At 66.4% G+C, this 16,892-nt stretch carries 17 protein-coding genes; 6 read left to right on the top strand and 11 right to left on the bottom strand.

Translation table 11 applies throughout. The features are described 5' to 3' along the window. Nucleotides 1–4 precede the first annotated feature (4 nt). Together NGM06_RS13305 and NGM06_RS13300 are read right to left on the bottom strand one after the other, a co-directional pair. Nucleotides 5–913 (bottom strand): ABC transporter permease, encoded by a 909-nt coding sequence (locus NGM06_RS13305; protein ID WP_254267425.1) that lies wholly within the window; start codon nucleotides 911–913, stop codon nucleotides 5–7. After that, nucleotides 910–2,022, bottom strand: a complete 1,113-nt coding sequence (locus NGM06_RS13300; RefSeq protein ID WP_368410442.1) for an ABC transporter ATP-binding protein — start codon at nucleotides 2,020–2,022, stop codon at nucleotides 910–912. Before NGM06_RS13300 ends, NGM06_RS13305 begins: the two co-directional genes overlap by 4 nt. A gap of 84 nt (nucleotides 2,023–2,106) precedes the next feature. On the opposite strand from NGM06_RS13300, the gene NGM06_RS13295 reads away from it, so the two are divergent. Beyond that, the gene (locus tag NGM06_RS13295) at nucleotides 2,107–2,727 is read left to right on the top strand and encodes a TetR/AcrR family transcriptional regulator (protein ID WP_254267424.1); all 621 of its coding nucleotides are present in this window, start codon (nucleotides 2,107–2,109) and stop codon (nucleotides 2,725–2,727) included. A 65-nt stretch (nucleotides 2,728–2,792) separates the two neighbouring features. On the opposite strand, the gene NGM06_RS13290 is transcribed toward NGM06_RS13295, so the two are convergent. The 3 genes from NGM06_RS13290 to NGM06_RS13280 all read right to left on the bottom strand — a co-directional run bounded on the left by NGM06_RS13290 (nucleotide 2,793) and on the right by NGM06_RS13280 (nucleotide 6,950). Further along, nucleotides 2,793–3,692, bottom strand: a complete 900-nt coding sequence (locus NGM06_RS13290) for a phosphoribosyltransferase HisG-related protein (RefSeq protein WP_254267423.1) — start codon at nucleotides 3,690–3,692, stop codon at nucleotides 2,793–2,795. A gap of 120 nt (nucleotides 3,693–3,812) precedes the next feature. Further along, entirely contained in the window at nucleotides 3,813–4,835 is a 1,023-nt protein-coding gene (locus tag NGM06_RS13285; protein WP_254267422.1) for a sensor histidine kinase, read from the bottom strand. Between the two features lie 42 nt (nucleotides 4,836–4,877). Then, a complete protein-coding gene (locus NGM06_RS13280) occupies nucleotides 4,878–6,950 on the bottom strand; it encodes an AAA family ATPase (RefSeq protein ID WP_254267421.1) in 2,073 nt (690 codons plus the stop codon). Nucleotides 6,951–7,179: 229 nt separating this feature from the next. Here NGM06_RS13280 and NGM06_RS13275 point away from each other — a divergent pair, with 229 nt between their 5' ends. Then, a complete protein-coding gene (locus NGM06_RS13275; protein ID WP_254267420.1) occupies nucleotides 7,180–8,163 on the top strand; it encodes a WD40/YVTN/BNR-like repeat-containing protein in 984 nt (327 codons plus the stop codon). Nucleotides 8,164–8,388: 225 nt separating this feature from the next. On the opposite strand, the gene NGM06_RS13270 is transcribed toward NGM06_RS13275, so the two are convergent. The 4 genes from NGM06_RS13270 to NGM06_RS24320 all read right to left on the bottom strand — a co-directional run bounded on the left by NGM06_RS13270 (nucleotide 8,389) and on the right by NGM06_RS24320 (nucleotide 11,713). Continuing rightward, nucleotides 8,389–9,222 (bottom strand): MBL fold metallo-hydrolase, encoded by an 834-nt coding sequence (locus NGM06_RS13270; protein ID WP_254267419.1) that lies wholly within the window; start codon nucleotides 9,220–9,222, stop codon nucleotides 8,389–8,391. Between the two features lie 48 nt (nucleotides 9,223–9,270). Beyond that, nucleotides 9,271–10,809, bottom strand: coding sequence for a DUF8593 domain-containing protein (locus NGM06_RS13265; RefSeq protein ID WP_254267418.1), 1,539 nt, complete (start codon nucleotides 10,807–10,809; stop codon nucleotides 9,271–9,273). Between the two features lie 87 nt (nucleotides 10,810–10,896). Beyond that, nucleotides 10,897–11,298 carry a YlbF/YmcA family competence regulator gene (locus NGM06_RS13260; protein WP_254267417.1) on the bottom strand — a complete coding sequence of 134 codons (402 nt, stop codon included), beginning with the start codon at nucleotides 11,296–11,298 and terminating at the stop codon, nucleotides 10,897–10,899. 139 nt (nucleotides 11,299–11,437) lie between these two features. Then, nucleotides 11,438–11,713, bottom strand: a complete 276-nt coding sequence (locus NGM06_RS24320; RefSeq protein ID WP_368410487.1) for a CPBP family intramembrane glutamic endopeptidase — start codon at nucleotides 11,711–11,713, stop codon at nucleotides 11,438–11,440. A 73-nt stretch (nucleotides 11,714–11,786) separates the two neighbouring features. Here NGM06_RS24320 and dph2 point away from each other — a divergent pair, with 73 nt between their 5' ends. After that, nucleotides 11,787–12,836 (top strand): diphthamide biosynthesis enzyme Dph2, encoded by a 1,050-nt coding sequence (dph2, locus tag NGM06_RS13255; protein ID WP_254267416.1) that lies wholly within the window; start codon nucleotides 11,787–11,789, stop codon nucleotides 12,834–12,836. Here the strand turns inward: dph2 and NGM06_RS13250 are convergent, their stop codons facing one another. After that, the gene (locus NGM06_RS13250) at nucleotides 12,837–13,832 is read right to left on the bottom strand and encodes a hypothetical protein (protein ID WP_254267415.1); all 996 of its coding nucleotides are present in this window, start codon (nucleotides 13,830–13,832) and stop codon (nucleotides 12,837–12,839) included. A gap of 124 nt (nucleotides 13,833–13,956) precedes the next feature. On the opposite strand from NGM06_RS13250, the gene NGM06_RS13245 reads away from it, so the two are divergent. From NGM06_RS13245 to NGM06_RS13235, 3 genes are read left to right on the top strand one after another with little or no spacing between them, the layout of a single operon-like run. After that, nucleotides 13,957–14,355, top strand: coding sequence for a DUF7961 family protein (locus tag NGM06_RS13245; RefSeq protein ID WP_254267414.1), 399 nt, complete (start codon nucleotides 13,957–13,959; stop codon nucleotides 14,353–14,355). A 60-nt stretch (nucleotides 14,356–14,415) separates the two neighbouring features. Further along, nucleotides 14,416–15,054 carry an METTL5 family protein gene (locus NGM06_RS13240; protein WP_254267413.1) on the top strand — a complete coding sequence of 213 codons (639 nt, stop codon included), beginning with the start codon at nucleotides 14,416–14,418 and terminating at the stop codon, nucleotides 15,052–15,054. Nucleotides 15,055–15,090: 36 nt separating this feature from the next. Further along, nucleotides 15,091–15,234: a hypothetical protein gene (locus tag NGM06_RS13235; RefSeq protein WP_163521627.1), complete on the top strand. Its 144-nt coding sequence runs from the start codon at nucleotides 15,091–15,093 to the stop codon at nucleotides 15,232–15,234. 4 nt (nucleotides 15,235–15,238) lie between these two features. Here NGM06_RS13235 and NGM06_RS13230 read toward each other — a convergent pair whose 3' ends face one another. Beyond that, entirely contained in the window at nucleotides 15,239–16,885 is a 1,647-nt protein-coding gene (locus tag NGM06_RS13230) for a rhomboid family intramembrane serine protease (RefSeq protein ID WP_254267412.1), read from the bottom strand. Nucleotides 16,886–16,892: the final 7 nt, after the last annotated feature.

Below are 16,892 nucleotides of genomic sequence, written 5' to 3'. Positions count from 1 at the left end.
CGTCCTACTGCACGTCGGAACTCGACGCCTTCGAGAGCATGTAAACCGCGACGCCGCCGAAGACGACGTCGAGCGCGAGTAGAACCGCCAACGCCGGGACTAAAGTGTTCCAGACGCCCCCGAACTGCGTCACCTCCACGACGGTCATCACGTCGCGATCGAGCATGAGCGCACGCGCGGCATCGACGCCGTACGTGATGGGGTTGTAGATTGCGACGGTCTGAATCCAGTCGGGGAGAAGCCGAAGCGGGAGAAACGCGGTCGAGACGAACAGCAGTGGGAACTGGAGCAGGTTCGCGCCGATGATGGTCGATTCCTGATCCTTGGTGAGGATGGCGATGGTGTTCGACAGCGAGACGAACCACATCGAGAACAGGACGCCGACGAACATGATACCGAGCGCCCCCGCGAGTCCCGTGGCGATTTCGGCACCGAGCAGGACGCCGAGTGCGAGGATGATGCCGATTTGAATCAAGATGCGGAGTATCTCGGCGGCGGTCTTCCCCAGAAACACCGCGGCCCGGTTCATCGGACTCACCAACACCTTCTCGAACATCCCGTTCTCGATGTCGTTGACCAGTCCGACGCCGGAAGTGGCCGCGGCGGCCAGCGACACCTGTACCGCGATGGCGGGCACGAGGTACGTCTCGTAACTGATACCGGCGTCGCCCCGACTGATGGCACCCGTGGCGACTTGCCCGAACACCTGCGTGAACAGCACGAGGAAGATGATGGGTTGGACGAGCGAGACGACGAGGACGAAGGGGTTGCGGACCGCCTTCAGGTTCCACCGCTTGAAGTTCACCCAGAAGTCGCCCGCGAACGAGTTGCCCGAGCGAGTCGCGTCGGCCGACCCGCCGACCCGAGCGTCGGACCTCTCGGGGTCGCTGGCGGAGTCGGTCGGCGCGCTCATCCGTCTCCCCCCTCGTGACTGCTGTCGGTGGCGTCCGCGGACCGTTCGGGACCCTCCCCGGCGGCCGTGGCCGCGACCCCGGTTTCGTCTTCGTCGGCGACCTGTTCGTCGGTGATGGCGAGGAACACGTCGTCGAGCGTCGGCGCGCGGACGTTGAACCCGGTGACCGTCAGGTCGGCGTCGCGGAGCGCCACGAGCAGGTCCGTTCCGCGCTCGCGTGCCCGCTTCGACGTGACGGTGATACCCTCGTCCGTCGTTTCGACCGCGGCGTCGGACTCGAAGAGGTCTCCGCTCCGGGCCACCTCCGCCGCGCGCTCGTTCCGGGCGACGTCGCCCTCGACGTCGATGTCGAGGATTTCGCCGCCGACCTCACGTTTGAGTTCCTCGGGCGACCCCGTGGCGACGATTTCGCCGTCGAGGATGACCGAGATGCGGTCGCAGAGTTCGTCGGCCTCTTCGAGGTACTGTGTCGTGAGGAAGATGGTCGTCCCCTGCTCGTTGATGCGCCGAAAGTAGTCCCAGAGTCGGTTGCGCGCCTTGGGGTCGAGGCCCGTCGTCGGTTCGTCGAGGAACACCAGCGGCGGTCGGTGGACCAGCGCGGTGGCGGCGTCGAGGCGCTTTTTCATCCCGCCCGAGAACTCCGTGGCCTTCTTGTCGGCCACGTCCGCGAGGTCCGCGAGGTCGAGGAGTTCGTCGATGCGCTCGCCGCGCTCCGCGCGCGGGACGCCGTAGGCCTCGCACGCGAACCGGACGTTCTCGCGGGCGGTGAGTTCCTCGTCCACGCTCGTCTCCTGAGCCATGTAGCCGATGGATTCGCGGACCTTCCGCGGGTCCGACGCGGCGTCGAACCCGTTGACCTGCACGTCTCCGCGCGTCGGTTTCAGCAGGGTGGCGAGCACCTTGATGGTCGTCGTCTTGCCCGCGCCGTTCGGTCCGAGGAATCCGAAGAACTCCCCTTCGGGAACGTCGAGCGAGACGTCTCGCACCGCCTCCGTGCCGTCGCCGTAGGTCAAGTTGAGGTTCGTCGTGCGGATCGCGGACTCGGTCGGTGGCGATTCGCTCGCTGTACCTCGCGCCGCCGTTTCTCGTGAGGAATCCGGGGGTGACATAAGTGTCTCGAACTGCGGCGATATCGCTTCACTCCATCGGAGGAGATACGAACGTATATAGCTGCTGAATAAATAGTCAATCACGTGTCCGCGTTAGACATCTTCGAGAACGACTCGGACGATACCAAGTCCGCCATCATGAGGGCGACCTACCACGCTCTCTGCGAACACGGTTACGCCAACCTGACTATTCAGCGTATCGGCGACGAGTTCGCGAAGAGCAAATCGCTCCTGTACCACCACTACGATAGCAAAGACGAACTGCTCGTGGACTTCCTCGAATTCGTCCTCGAAAAGTTCAAAGCCGACATCCCGGCCGAGGAGTACGACGACCCCTGCGCCCACCTCCGGGAGGTCCTCGACCACGTCGTCCCGCCGACGCTGGACGCCGAGCGCTACGAGTTCACCAGCGCGATGATCGAACTCCGCGCTCAGGCACCCCACGACGAGGCCTATCGCGAGCAGTTCAGCCGAAACGACCGGTTCTTCCGGCAGCAGTTCGCCGACGTCGTCCGCGACGGCGTCGAGACGGGCGCGTTCCGAGACGTGGACCCCGAGCAGGCGGCCGCGCTGTTGGTGACGACCATCAACGGGTCGATGCTCGAACGTGTCACGACCGACGACGCCGAGGACGCCATCCGAGCGACGCGGCGCGAACTCGACGCGTACATCGATTCACACCTCCTCGCGGAGAGCGGGGAGTGAACGTCACGCACCGGAGTCTGAATCGCCGATAAAGTAGAGAGACCGACGATTGCGATGCCGCCGACTCAGTAGATAGCCATCTCGGTCTCGGTCTCGGCCCGCGCGAACAGTTCCTTGACGCGCTCGGCCGTCTCGCCGGTCTCCTCGTAGTTCTCCATCAGCACCGTCTCGCTCGGGAACAGTTCCTCGCCGACGACGAGTCCGTGTTCCCGCGCGGTCGAACCGGTCACGGTGAGGTAGACGCCGACGCCCGTGTCGGCGATAGCGGCTTCCTCCTCCTCGTTCTCGCCGGGGTAGGCGAAATCGAGGGTGTCCGAGTTCCGCGTCCCGATGACCGCCTCCACGAGTCGCTCGTACCGCGGCGAGATGCAGAGTTGGCCCTCGTAGTCCCGCAGGAACTCGCGGGAGGGACTGCCCCCTTGCGGGAGCGTCTCGGGCGTCGCCATCAGCGTGTGGTACACCGTGTCGCCCATCCCGGCGACGACCCGAACGTCGGTGTCGTGCGGGTCGATGCGGGCGTTCAGGTCGGCGATGCGGGTCAGCGGGTCCGGGCGCAGTTCCACGACTTCCTCCAGCACGAGGTCTGCGCTGTCGAACCCGAGCGCGAAGTCGTGCTTGCGGAGCGCGCGGAACGGTTCCTCGCGCCCGACGAGTCGGAGGTTCACGCCGTCCGCGGAGACGGTCACGCTGTCGAAGACGATGCGACGGGGCTTCCCGGCCCGGTCGTCGCGCAGGAGCGTGAAGTCGGGTTTCGCGGGGTCGTCGAGGTTGCTGTAGTCGGCGAGACGGTCGTAAACGTCTCGGTCGGGCGTCTGGTCGCCCTTCGTGACGGCCTTCTCGTAGCGGAGCGTCGAGACGATTTCGTCCGCAACTCCCTCCGCGCCGGTCTCCTCGGCGACGCGCTGGAGGACCGCCTCCAGCGGGCGGCCCTTGCGCGGCACGGCAACCGCAATCGTGTCTGTCATTGTTCGTTCGAAGGTGAACCGGGAGTAAACGCGTTGCGCTTCGCGGTATCCGGTGACAGGACACGCTGCGCTCGGTCCTCGGTATCGTGACGGCACGCAGCTAACGCGCAGTAGAAACGCTCACTCGCGGTCTACGCCCACGAACTCGAAGCGCGCACCGCCACGGTCGCCCTCGGTGACACGTATCTGCCAGTCGTGGGCCTCCGCGATGCGTCGGACGATGGCGAGACCGAACCCGGTACCGTCGGGATGGGTGGAGTAGCCGCCCTCGAAGACGAGTTCGCGGTCCTCCGGCGGGATGCCCGGCCCGTCGTCGGCGACGTAGAACCCGCCGTCGGTCGCGCCGACCGCGACCGTCTCGCCGCCGTGGTCGGCGGCGTTGCGGAAGAGGTTCTCGAACAGCGCCCGGAGGCGACGGCCGTCCGAGACGACTCTGCGGTCGGTCTCGACTCGCAGGTCCATCCCGGGCGTCTCGACGGTGTCCCACGCCTCCCCGGCGACGACACGCAGGTTCACCGGCGTCACGTCGTCCACCATCTCGCCGCGCCGCGAGAGCGCCAGCACCTCGTCCACGAGTCGCTCCATGCGGCCGTGGGCGTCCTCGACCGCCTCGAAGTGGCGGTCCTCGCCGGTCTCGCGGGCGAGTTCGAGGTGGCCCTGCGCGACGTTCATCGGATTCCGGAGGTCGTGAGAGACGATGCTGGCGAACTCGTCGAGGCGGTTGCGCTGTTCGGCCAGTTCGTCGGTGCGTTGCTGGAGGCGACTGTAGTAGGCCCCGAGTAGACCGCCGCCGAGCGCGCCGAGCGCCACCTTCGTCAGCACGATGGACGCGGGTTGGAGCATCGGCCGACCCTCGAACGACTGGAGGAGCGAAATCCACCCCGTCAGGAGACCCATCACCACGCTCCCGGCGAAACTCCAGAGGAAGACGACGCACACGAGGTCGGCCGGTAGCTCCGCCGCTCGAAGCCAGAGTCCGAGCGCGACCACGAACAGCGAGAGCGCGACGGGGATGGCGAACCGGACGTACTCCGACGTGGCCACGCTTCCATCCACGGCGAAATAACTCGCCGAGACCGCGAGCAGACCTGCCCCGAACCCGGCGACGGACCACTTCCTGACCGGGACGGCGTAACGCGACACTCTCGACACGTCTAACCGCGAGAACATAAAAGTAGCCGTCAGTTAGTTCCCGAAGACGTCGTTGATGCGCTCGCGCCACTCCTGAATTCCTTCGAGTTCGTCGTGGATGTCGCCGACGTCGCCCTCGACGCTCTCGACGCGAGCGGTGAGGTTCTCCTCTAGTGCGTCGAGGTCCTCGGACAGCGACTCGACGTTCTCGGACACGTCCTCGACGGCGTCGGCAACGTCGCTCACCTCGCCGAGTTCGTCGCGCACCGACTGTATCTCGTCGCTGACGGTCTCCAACTCGTCGTTCACTTCCGTCACGTCGGTCGTGTTCGCGCCGACGAGGTCTTCGAGTTCCTCCAGTTGCGTTCCGAGCGTCTCGATTTCCTCGCCGAACTCACCGACGCCTTCGAGTTCGTCTTCGAGCGCATCGACCTCCTGCCGGACCGATTCCAGCGACTCGATATCCTCGCGGAGCGTTTCGATTTGAGCGACCTCGTCTCGGAGCGCGTCGATATCGCCGACCTCGCCCTCTAGGTCGCTCACCTCGCTTTCGAGACCGCTGACTTCGCTCTCCAAGTCGTCCATCTCGTCTTCGAGGCCGCCGACCTCTCCTTCCAAGTCGTCGACGTCCCCGCGGAAGTCGGACTTGAACTCGCGCACGTCCTCGCGGAGGTCGCTCTCGACGGAGCGGAGGTCGCTCTCGACGGAGCGGAGGTCGCTCCGCAGGTCGTCGAGTTCCTCGAAGTCGGCTTCGAGGTCCGAGAGGTCGGTTTCGAGTTCGTCGATGCGCTCGTCGGTCGCGTCGGTCCCGTTGCGCAGCGCCTGTACCTCGTCCTCGAACGCCTCGACGTCCGCCCGGACCTGCGCGATGTCGTCCTCGAAGTCGCCGAAGATGTCCTCGGCGACGCCGTTCTCGTCGATGAACTCCTCCAGCGCCTCGGTGTACGCCGAGAGGTCCTCGACCCGCGACTGGAGGTGGCGGATACGCACGTTCGTACTCTCGGGGGTCTCCACGTCCAACTCGCGCTGGATGGCCCGCAAGTCGTCGTCGGACACCTCGCCCGCGCGAATCTCGTCGGCGAGCGCGGCCGCCACGCTTCCGGGACTGGGCGGTGAGGTCTCGGGGTCCGCGGTCGTCGTCTCGTCGGCGGTGGCCGACGGCGGGGTCACGTCCTCGGACTCGGCCTCCTCGCCGTCGTGGTCGGCGACCGCCGGTTCCTCGTCGGCCACTTCGGTCTCCTCGGCGTCGGCTTGTTCGTCCTCGTCGGGTTCGGCCGCCTCCGGTTCGCTCGCCGCCGTCTCGTCGGCGGGTTCGTCCTCGGGGTCGAGGAAACTCTCCGAGTCGTCGGCTACCGTGTCGCCTTCCTCGGCGTCGGTCGATTCGCCGAGCGGGTCCTCCGAATCACCGAGTAGGTCGTCGCCCTCCTCCGCGAGCGGGCTTTCGCTCTCCTCGGCGAGGGGGTCGGCGTCACCGTCCACGGCCAGCGGGTCGTCTCCCTCGGCCAGCGGGTCGTCCTCGCTCTCGCCCGCAAGCGGGTCCTCGGCATCTCCGGCGAGCGGGTCCTCGGCGTCCTCGTCCAGTCCGAGTTCCTCGTCGCCCGCGACCACGTCGCGGACGAGTTGGCTGTCCTTCTCCGAGACGATGTCGGTGATGGTGTTCCCGTCAGGGCCGCCGACTTCGCCGTCGAGGTCGGGACCCGCGGTGTCCGCCTCGGGTCCCGCGGCCGGGCCGTCGTCCGCGTCGGTCGTCGCGGAGTCGAGCGTGACGGGCGCGATCTCCTCGATGGTCGGCGCGCCGAGGAACATCGACGGGTCGTCGTCCTCGGCGAGTCGGACGCCGTACACCGTGACCAGTTCCTCGCCGGGGTCGAGTTCGCGCTCGAACTCCACGCGGTGGTCCTTGTACGCGGTCCAGTTGTCGTTCTCGTAGTCGGGGTGGAAGCCGACGTTGTCCATCGGGAACTCCTCGGGAACGCTGTCCGCGAGGCGGAGGGCCGCGCGCTCGTCGCGCTCGGAGCGAACGACGAACTTGATAGCGGGGACCGCGAACTCCTCTCCCTCGAACGACTTCTCTACGACGACGCCACTCTCGGTCGTCGTCACCACCTCGGTCATACTGTCACTCATACGGTTCACATCCCAGAACGGCCATATAAATCACACGCCCATACGCGGCGAAACAGTCCCGGGCCGTCCCGAATCGTGCGGAGTTCGCGGTCGGCCGTCGTCTGGTGAACGAAATCGTTACGAGATAAAACGCTCGAAAGACGGTAACAGAGCTACTGTACCGCGTATTCCAGACGAACGATGGCCGAAAGTGTGCATATATTTGGGTGTGACGGACGTACCCACGGCTATGCTGCTCGCTGGAACCCACGACGGTGTCTACCGCGCCGACGGTCCCCGATTCGACTCGGCCGAGCGCGTGCTGGACGCCGGGCGCGTCGTGCGCGTCCGCCGATTCGACGGTTGGAACGGCGTGTTCGCGGCGACGAAGTCCGGGTTGTACCGCTCGACCGACGGCGGCGACACGTGGACTGACTTGGAGGTCCCGCGCGAGGAAGTGTACTCGGTTCTCGGCGACCCCGCGGACGGTGAGTCATCTCGAAGGGACGACGAACATCGTCGCGATTCGCTCGACGGAAAGCGGCTGTACGCCGGGACGCACCCTGCCCATCTGTACGCCTCGGAGGGCGAGGGTGAGACGTGGCGGGAGTTGTCCGGCTTTCAGGACCTCCCGTCGCGCGAGCGGTGGCACACGCCGCGCCACCGCGACGAGGCTCACGTCCGCAGTCTCGGCGCGCACCCCGACGCCGCCGACCGCGTGGTCGCGGGCGTCGAGGTCGGCGGGGTCCACCTCAGCGACGACAGGGGCGAGACGTGGACCGAGCGCCGGTCCGGAGTCCACGACGACGTACACCACGTCCTCGTGCGCGGACCGGACCACTACGTCGCCTCCTGCGGCGGCGGTCTCTACCGGACCCGAGACGCGGGCGAGACGTGGATTCGACTCGATTCGGACGTGGACCAAACGTACTTCCGGGAGTCCTTCGCGCACGACGGCACGCTCTACGCCGCGGCGGCGCAGTCCTCGCCGGGGACGTGGAATGGCGAGCGCGGTGCGGACGCGGCGCTCTTCGAGTCTGAGAACGACGGCGACACACTCGAATCGGTCCCCTATCCGGGACTCCCCGAGGAAGTCGTGCTCTCGTGGACCGCCGACGCCGACGGGCGAGTCTTCGCGGGCACGAACGACGGGAGCGTGATTCTCCGGGCCTCCGGCGAGTGGGTCGAAGCCGGGGAACTCCCCGCGGGCGTGGCGTCGCTCTGTTGGGTGTAGCAGACGCTCTCTAACTCTCAGTTGGCTCAGCTCTCTCGAGGTAGTCGGACTGGCAGTCCCCGACCCCGACTTCCGGGCGACCGCACGAGGCGTCCGGGCGGGCTTCGCCCCGTCCTCGTATTTCAACCTTCGTGCGCGAACGAGCAGGACGAGATGGCTCGCTGTTCGGGGGCGCAGCCTTGACCGGCCCGGACGTAATACAGAAGAGGGTCCAGAAACCGGATTTCAGACGTCCACGCGGTCGCCAATCTCCACGACTTCCAACCGCTGGGGGTAGTCGAAACTCCGCGCGTGGTCGTGGAGCGCGGTCGGGTCGGCTGTCAGGCCCTTCCACATGTCCCAGTGGCTGGGCAGGAAGCGGTCGAACCGGAGGTCGCTGGCGGCCTCGACCGCCTGATTCTCGTCGTTGTACCACCGCGTGCGCTGGGGTTCGCCGGTCTCCTTGTCCGGAATCCGGCCGACGCTCCCGAACGCCAGCACGCCGAGGTCGATGTCGTACTCCTCGCCGACGCGGGCGAACTCGTCGCTCGGTTTGGTGTCGCCGCCGTGGAAGAAGGTCCGGCCGTCGTACTCCACGACGTAGCTGACAGGGTGGGTCGCGTCGGGGTCGTGGGCGGGTTCGACGTGGACCGTGAACGCGCCCACCTCGAAGGTGTCGCCCTCCGCGACTGCTTCGAGTTGGTCGTCGCGCACGTCCCACTCGTCGGTCCAGTTCTCCTCCTCGCGCGCCACTTCGAGGCTGTCGTCGGGCGCGTGGAAGGTGGCGTCCGTCGATTCGAGAATGGGTGCCTGACTCGGGCCGTGAACGTGGTCGGTGTGTTCGTGGGTCGCCAGAATCGCGTCCGCCTCGGCCACGTCGGCGGGGTCGAAGGGCACCGGCACCATCCGGACCGTGCGCGGCGGGTCGCCGGTCCCGAGGTACGGGTCGATGTAGAGCGTCGTGTCCTCGGCCTTCAGGACGAAGCCGTTACAGCCGAGGTACCAGACCGCGATGCCCTCGGGGTCGGCGTCTTCGACCGCTCGCGGGAGCCAGTCTCCCCAGTCGCTGTGGATTGCCATGTAGGCCAGTGGACCGACAGAAGAGGTAAGTGTTGTTCTTCGCGGCGACTACATGCTGCGGAGGCGGACGTAGTCGTCGTCGATTTCGGCGATGCGGTCGGGTTCGACGGTGTAGGCGTCCTCGTCGTGACCCTCCCACCCGAGTCGGGTCTTGACGCGCTGGGCGAGACCCGGGTGCGGGTCCACGTACATCACGTTCTCGGCCTCGTCCACCTCGGTCACGACGCCGACCTTCTCGTCGTTGTCGTCCAACACGTCTTTGCCCACGTCGTCGTCGTCCAAGACGACCATCTCGTCCTCGACCACCGTCTCGTCTTCTCCCATCGTCGCGCTCGCGTCCGCCACCGTCTCGTCTTCGTCCGGTGAGTCGCCCATCGTGGTTCCGCTCTCGGCGGCAGTAGTCTCGGCGCTCGCGGTCGCCTCCTCGTCCGTGACGGTGTCGTCCCTCGCAATGGACTCCTCGACGGTTCCGGTGGCGGTCTCCGAACCGGTGGTGACCTCGTCGCTCATCACGGTCTCCTCGTGGTCAACGCGGACGCCCTCCGCGTCGAGTCGTTCGCCCTCGACGGCTTCGGCGGTGGCGTCGGACCCGACGAGCATGGTCTCGACGATCATGGACTCGACGGTCTCGCTGCTGACGAGTTCCTCGTCCACGAGTTCGAAGGTGAGTCGCTTGCGGTCCACGACCTCGTCCTCGACGATGCGGCGCACGTAGAGGAAGGTCTCGATGACGCCCTCGTCGGTGAACTCGCTCTCGACGTGTCCGCCCTCGATGACGTCCTCGGTGGCGACCTGTCCGCCGAGGAGGTCGCTTTCGAGGATAGTTCGCTGGACGCCTTCGAGGTCCACGCGACTCTCCAACGTGTCGGACTCGACGGTCTCGGTCCCCTCCACGTCGTGGTCCACGACTCGGCTCTCGACCCGCTTGCGCTCGACGATTTCGCGGGTCACGTCTCGGGTCTCGTCGACCTCCACCGTGATGACCTCCTGTTCGGTCAGTTCGATCTCCTCGACGTCCTCCTCCCACGCCGAGGCCTCGTAGTCCGAGACGATGGCCACGCCCGACTCGCGTTCGCCGAGGTGGATGTTCGATATCTCGCGCCGGACGAGTTCGCTGTCGATGACCTCGTCGCGGACGACTTCGCTGTCTACGACCTTGCTCTCGATGGTCTCGGTCTCTCGGACGGTCCGCTCGATGACCCTCGTCTCGGTGATTTCGGTCTCGACAGTCTCGCCCTCCATCAGGGCCTGCTCGATCTCCTCGTCGTCGAGGGTCGCGCGCTCGATGGCCTCGGTCCGGTCCACGAGTTCGAACTGTTCGCCGCCGGACCGGTCGGCGTAGCGAACGACGGCGAGTTCGTTGTCGTTGAGGTACTCGTGGAACTCGTCCCACGAGACCTCCTCGCCGTCCTCGTCGTCGGGATGACGAACGTGTAGGTCTCGTTCGCCCGACTCGGCGGTCCGGAAACCGGGTTCGACCCCGCTCTCGTCGAACCACGTTCGCATCGTCTCGCGGTCGGTCGTGATGTTGGACGGGTTCCCCCGTGCTACGCGCTCGTCTGTCTCGGTTCGGTTTTCGTCTACCATAGTTCCCCCACTGTGATAGAAATGGATTTCGGGAGACTTAGGTGTCGTTGCCAGATTTCGAAAATGAACCGGAGAAGCGGAAGTTCGTCAGTCCTCGCAGCAACCGCTCGACTGGTCGCTGAAGTCCACGGCCAGCGGTTCCGAGATGACTTCGTTGACGTTCTCTAGCTTCGCTTCGAGGTCCTCTTGGGCCTGCAGGTACTCGTCCATCACCGGCAGGGAGTGAAGTTCCTGTTGGGCTTCGCGGACCTTCTGTACGTCCTCCTGAGTCGCCTCGCCTGTCTGGCGCGCGAGCATGAACTCCTGACGCAACTGCTCGAACTCTTGGACCTTCTCTTGGGCCTCGTCGTCCTGCTCGACGGCCTCCTTCGTCTCCTCGAACCGCTGGTACTCCGGCGTCTGGGCGATGGCCTCGCCGAGTTCGCCTGCGAGTTCTTCGACGCGCGAGAGTTCGGTCGGCTCACCGTCGACGTCGGTTTCGACGCTCATACGTACGGGGTTGGAACTGTGGCGTTTTAGACCTGCCGGATGCTCACGAGTTTGCTGACGCTACTCGTCAGTAGCTCTACCCGCGACCCGCATTACCGCTATCTCGGTACCACGTTGGGAATGGTTCCGAGCATCACCGCTATCCAGTAGTCGTTGTTGATTGCGTGCGCGAAACCGACACCGACGAGATTGTCGTAGCGCAACCGCATCCCCGCGTACGCGAGTCCGGAGAGGAACGCGGAAACGACCCCCGAAACGCTCCGATGAAGACGTGAATGGCTCCGAACAGCAGACTCGACCCGACTACAGCGGCCACTGCGCCGTATCTCGAACGCAGGACGTCGAAGGTCAAACCCCGGTAGAGAATCTCCTCCGCCACAGGCGCGACGGCATCGCTAGTCAGTCCCGGTACCATCCCGCGCCGGTATCGAAGACCGATCGTTCCCAGAACATCGCCCTTAAGCGTCCTGACCGACAAACCAGTTCCAATGAGTCAAGACAGCGAGTACAGCGAGGGAGACCTCCGAAACACCGGCATGTCGCTCAAGCACGACCGGGAGTGGGACTACGAACTCGACCGCATCGTGGAGGCGGTCGAGGAGCGCGACGCCACCAAGGTCGGTCTCCAGTTCCCCGAGGGACTGAAGCGACGCGGTCCGAGAGTCGCCGACGACATCCGCGAACTCGTCCCCGACGACGTGACCGTGATGCTGTCGGGCCAGCCCTGTTACGGGGCCTGCGACCTCGACACCTTCCTGATGAAGCGCACCGACGTGTTCGTCCACTTCGGCCACTCGCCGATGAAGAACACGGACAAGGTCATCTACGTCCCCCTCTTCTCGAACGTGGACGTGTTCCCCATCATGGAGGAGTCGCTGGACGAACTCGCCGACCCCGAGGACGACCCCCACGTCGGTCTGGTCACGACCGCCCAGCACATGAACCGCTTCGAGGAGATGAAGTCGTGGTTGGACGAGCGCGGCTACGAGGTCCACACCCGCCGGGGCGACGACCGACTCACCCACGAGGGACAGGTGCTGGGCTGTAACTACGCCAGCGCCGACATCGACGCCGACCAAGTCCTCTACGTCGGCGGCGGGAAGTTCCACCCGCTCGGTCTCGCCATGGAGCATCCCGACAAGAACGTCGTCATCGCCGACCCCGTGAACAACGTCGTCACGGTCGCCGACACCGAGAAGTTCCTGAAACAGCGCTACGCCTCGGTCCACAAGGCGATGGACGCCGAGAAGTGGGGCGTCATCTTCTGCACCAAGATCGGGCAGGGTCGCTGGGAGCAGGCCCAAGAGATTCTCGACGACAACGAGAACGCCTACCTCATCACGATGGACGAGGTCACGCCCGACCGCCTGCGGAACTTCGACATGGACGCCTTCGTCAACACCGGGTGCCCGCGCATCACGACCGACGACGGCCCGCAGTTCCACAAGCCGATGCTGACGCCCGGCGAGTACGAAATCGCCGTGGGCAACAAACCCCTCGACGAACTCTCGTTCGACACGTTCCACGGCACGTGGTAGTCACGAGTGGGTCGTCTCGGTCCCTACCCGTTCTGTCTCTATTCGATACGTCTGCCCCTCGTACTCGACGTAACGCGCTTCCCCGATGTAGAAGGCCGGAAACGCGGTCGTTCCGGCTTCCAGTCGGACGGTCCGGACGCCCGACTCGAAATGGGCCAGCGCGTTCCGAAGCGGCGTCCGTCGAATCACCTGCTCGGTTAGCAGTCGCCGTGATTCCTCGGGCGCGTTCTCGACCCGGGTGACGACGTAGGCGGCGCGGTCCTCGTTCTTCTCGGGGTCGTCGTGGAGGACCACCGTGTCTCCGTCGCGCTCCGTGCGGTCGATTCCGGTCGGCGCGAGTTCGAGCGGTTCACCGGTCAGTTCGAAGCGCGCGGCGAACCCGGTCGCGTTCTCGTAGCTCTGCCCTCGGAACCAGCCGTCCGTACCGAAGGCGTAGGTTCCGGGTCCGAGTCCCGTGACGGTGACCTCCTCGGTGCCTCCAGAGTGGGGTATCGGCCGGTCGAGGTCGGTGTTGTCCACGGTCAGGTGCCACGTGTGAGCGCCACCGGGTCGCATGACCATCGCCGGTTGGGGCCAACTCCGCGGTGCGATGCGGAACCACTCGCCGTCGTCTCGCTTCCAGACCTCCCACGAGTAGAAGTTCGCGGTGAAGGCGGTCTCGGTCCCGTTGGTCAGCGTGAACGAGAACTCGGTGCGCGGGAGCGACCCCGATTGTCCGGCGGGTCCGAGCGTCATCGGCGCGTCGTCGCCGACTGCGGAAGCGCAGACGACGCGCTTCACGTCCGAGTCGAACGGCGGACACCCCTCGGGATTCCGAACACCGAGTTCCGGCGGGTCGGGTGTCTCGGTCCGCGTTTCCGGTTCGGACGTGGTCCGGCGGGTCGTTGCGACACTGGACGTGTTCCGACCAGTGGTCGCGGGGTCCGACTCGGACCCATCGAGACAGCCGCCTGCCGCTGCGCTTCCGAGGAGAGCGAGGACCTGTCTGCGGTTCATATCCGTTCTTGCCGTCGGTTCCGGTAAGTACCTTTAGGAGACTGAAACGACTCCTTCACCGAAAAATTACTGCCACGCATCTACCCAACCTTTTTGTATGAGTAACGGGTATGTGCTGGTAACGATGAGCGCCACCCGTTCCGCCGACGTCCGAACCGCTATCGAACGCTGTCGCGTCGAAGACGCCACCCCGGTCACGCTCGACGCCGACGCCATCCCCTCGACCGCCCGCCCCGACCTCCGCGAACTCAAGCGAGAACTCGACGCCGACGACTTCGTGGCCGCCCGCGTGGTCGTGGACGCCTGCTTCGGGGAGGACTGCTCGTTCGCCACCCAAGAGGAGGCCGACCGCGTGCGCGAGTACGTGCGGGCCGCGGCGTTCCTCGGCGCGAGCACGGTGACGGTGGAGTTCGACAGCGTGGGCGACGAGTCGAAGGTCCGACCCGCGCTGGCCGCGGTCGCAGAGCGCGCGCGCCGCGAGGGCGTGAGCCTCGACGTCGCCGGTCCCATCACTGTCGAGTAACGTCGCCCCGTTGCGCTCCGAATCCGAACACTCTCTTTCCTATAGCTTCTCTCCTCCCGCATGGACAAGGCCGCACTGGAGCGCCGTCTCTCGCGGGTCGCTGGTTTCGAGGACCCCAGCGTCGAGTTGGAGCAGTACCCGACGCCAGCGGACCTCGCGGCCCACCTCGTCCACCTCGCGGACGTGCAGCGAGACCTCGCCGGGAAGACGGTCGTGGACCTCGGCACGGGGACCGGCGTGTTGGCGCTCGGTGTGGCCTTTCGGGGTCCGGCGCGCGTCCTCGCGCTCGACCGCGACCCCGCGGCGCTCGCGCAGGCCCGCCAGAACGAGCGCGCAGTCGCGCCGGACGTTCCGGTCTCGTGGCTCCTCGCCGACGCGACTCGCGCGCCGCTCTGCGTCTCCGAGGACGCCCCGTCCCGCGAGGAGACGACCGTCCTGATGAACCCGCCGTTCGGCGCGCAGACGGGCAACGAACACGCCGACCGGGCGTTTCTGGCGACCGCGAGCGAGATCGCGTCGGTCTCCTACTCGATTCACAACGCCGGGAGTCGAGCGTTCGTCGAGGCCTTCTCCGACGACGAGGGCGGGGAGGTGACCCACGCGTTCGGCGCGGACCTCGACGTCGAACGACAGTTCGCCCACCAGTCCAGCGAGCGGGCGGTCATCGACACCGAGGTCTTCCGGATTCGGTGGGAGTAGCGCAGGCTTTTCGTCTCGGCGTTCGTGTCACAGCGCATGGACGAAGAGATGCGGATACGATTCGTCGGGGTCGGCGTTCAGTTGACGCTACTCGGCGGTTTCGCGGCGTTCCGGTTCGGCGAATTCGGTCTCCTGCTCGTCGTCGCGGGAACGTTCTTCACCGGTTGGGGCGTCGTGTGACCGTTCAGTTGTACGTCTCGCGCGCCGCGACCTGTATCCGGGTACCGTCGTAGACCGCGACCAGTTTCCGACCGTTCCGCTCGAATCGGATGCCGTCGAGGGTCACGGACTCGCCCTTCGGCGGAATCGGCGCGTCGGCGACGGTGGTGTTGTTCCGGGTCAGGTGGAGGGCGAACTCGCCCTCGTTCGGGACGATGGCGACCGACCGATTGGCGAGCGTCGGACCCGCGACGACCGGTTCCGAGGCGAAGGTGTGGGTCCACTCGTCGTCGTCCGGGCCGCGGAGCCAGACCTGATACGCGGTGCCGCCGCCCAGCGCCGACCAGCCTTCCCGCTTGACCTGCACGTCGGCCGCCCACCCGACGCCGCCGACCCGGACGCTGGTCCGGCCGCCGAACGCGAGGCGACCCTTCGAGACCGCCTGCGTCCAGATTTCGCGGTCCTCGTTGACCACGATGACGCCGCTGGTCGTCACGTCCGTCGTCTCGCCGAACATCGACACGTCGATGGCCGAGACCTTCTGGTTCTGGACGCTCTCGGCGTAGGTGACGTTGTAGCCCTGCACCTCGATTGCGGGACCGCCGCCGGGGACGCTGGCGTCGCCGACCGTGGTGAGGTTGACCGGAATCGCGACGCCGACCATGACCGCGAGCGGGAGCAGGAGCGCGAGCAGTCCAACCTGCTGGCGTGACACGTCGCCGAAGAGCGGTCGGCGGTCTGCAGTCGCCGCGACGGTCGTCAGTCCCGCGAGAGTCACCACGAAGAGGACGCCCAGTCCCCGGTAGAGGACGTAGGTGCTCTCGCCGCGGTACCACCAGAGCGCCCAGAGCGTCATCGACATCCCGACGACGACCGCGCCGGTCCAGAGTCGGAGCGCGCCGACGCGCTCGCGCCGCCGGTAGAGGACCACGACCCCGAGCAGGACGCCGAGTACGAGACCGAGGACGTGGCCCTGCACGGCGATGCCGAACCACCAAGGGTTGCCGAAGTTCTGGGAGGCCTGCCCCTGAATCACGGGGTCGCGCATCGCGCGGTAGACGGTTCGGATGACCCCCTGCGCCGAGACGGCGACCACGGTCATCAGCGGGTAGCGCACCAGCGCGAAACCGACGAACGCGAACGCGACGCCCGAGAAGCCGATGATGGGACCCCACGCGAAGATGCTGGTCGCGACCCCGACCAGCGCCACGCCCGCCGGGAAGACGACGAACGCCCGAACCCACGGGTTCGAGGTGCGAGAGAAGAGGGGGTTCTCGCCCCGCTCCGACGGGAAGTGGCCGAAGAAGTACTCCGCGAGCGGTGCGACCGCGAGGGTGGTGGTGAGGTTGCCGACGAGGTGGCCCGGTCCGGTGTGGGAGAACGGCGAGAGAAGCCACCCGACGGGGTAGAGGTACGACCACGACGAGAAGGGAAGCGTCACGGGATTGCGCCAGTGGTCCCACCCCTGCTGGACGAACAGGTACACCGCGAGGACGCCCAGCACCGAGACGAGGGTTCCCCACGGCACGCCGAGCAGGAACCGCGAGCGGAGTCGCTGTCCCCATCGTCCGTCCGGTCCGTCGAGTCGCCGAACCAGCGCGAGCGACACCAGAAGAGCGAGCGGGATGGCGACCTGCTCCGGCGCGGGCAACCACGGAGGCGACTGAACCATATCGGGT

Origin of the sequence: Halorussus aquaticus (assembly GCF_024218795.1) — an archaeon.
GTDB lineage: Archaea > Halobacteriota > Halobacteria > Halobacteriales > Haladaptataceae > Halorussus > Halorussus aquaticus.
The sequence above is the reverse complement of the archived record's forward strand: the minus strand, read 5'-3'. Positions and strand labels throughout refer to the sequence as shown.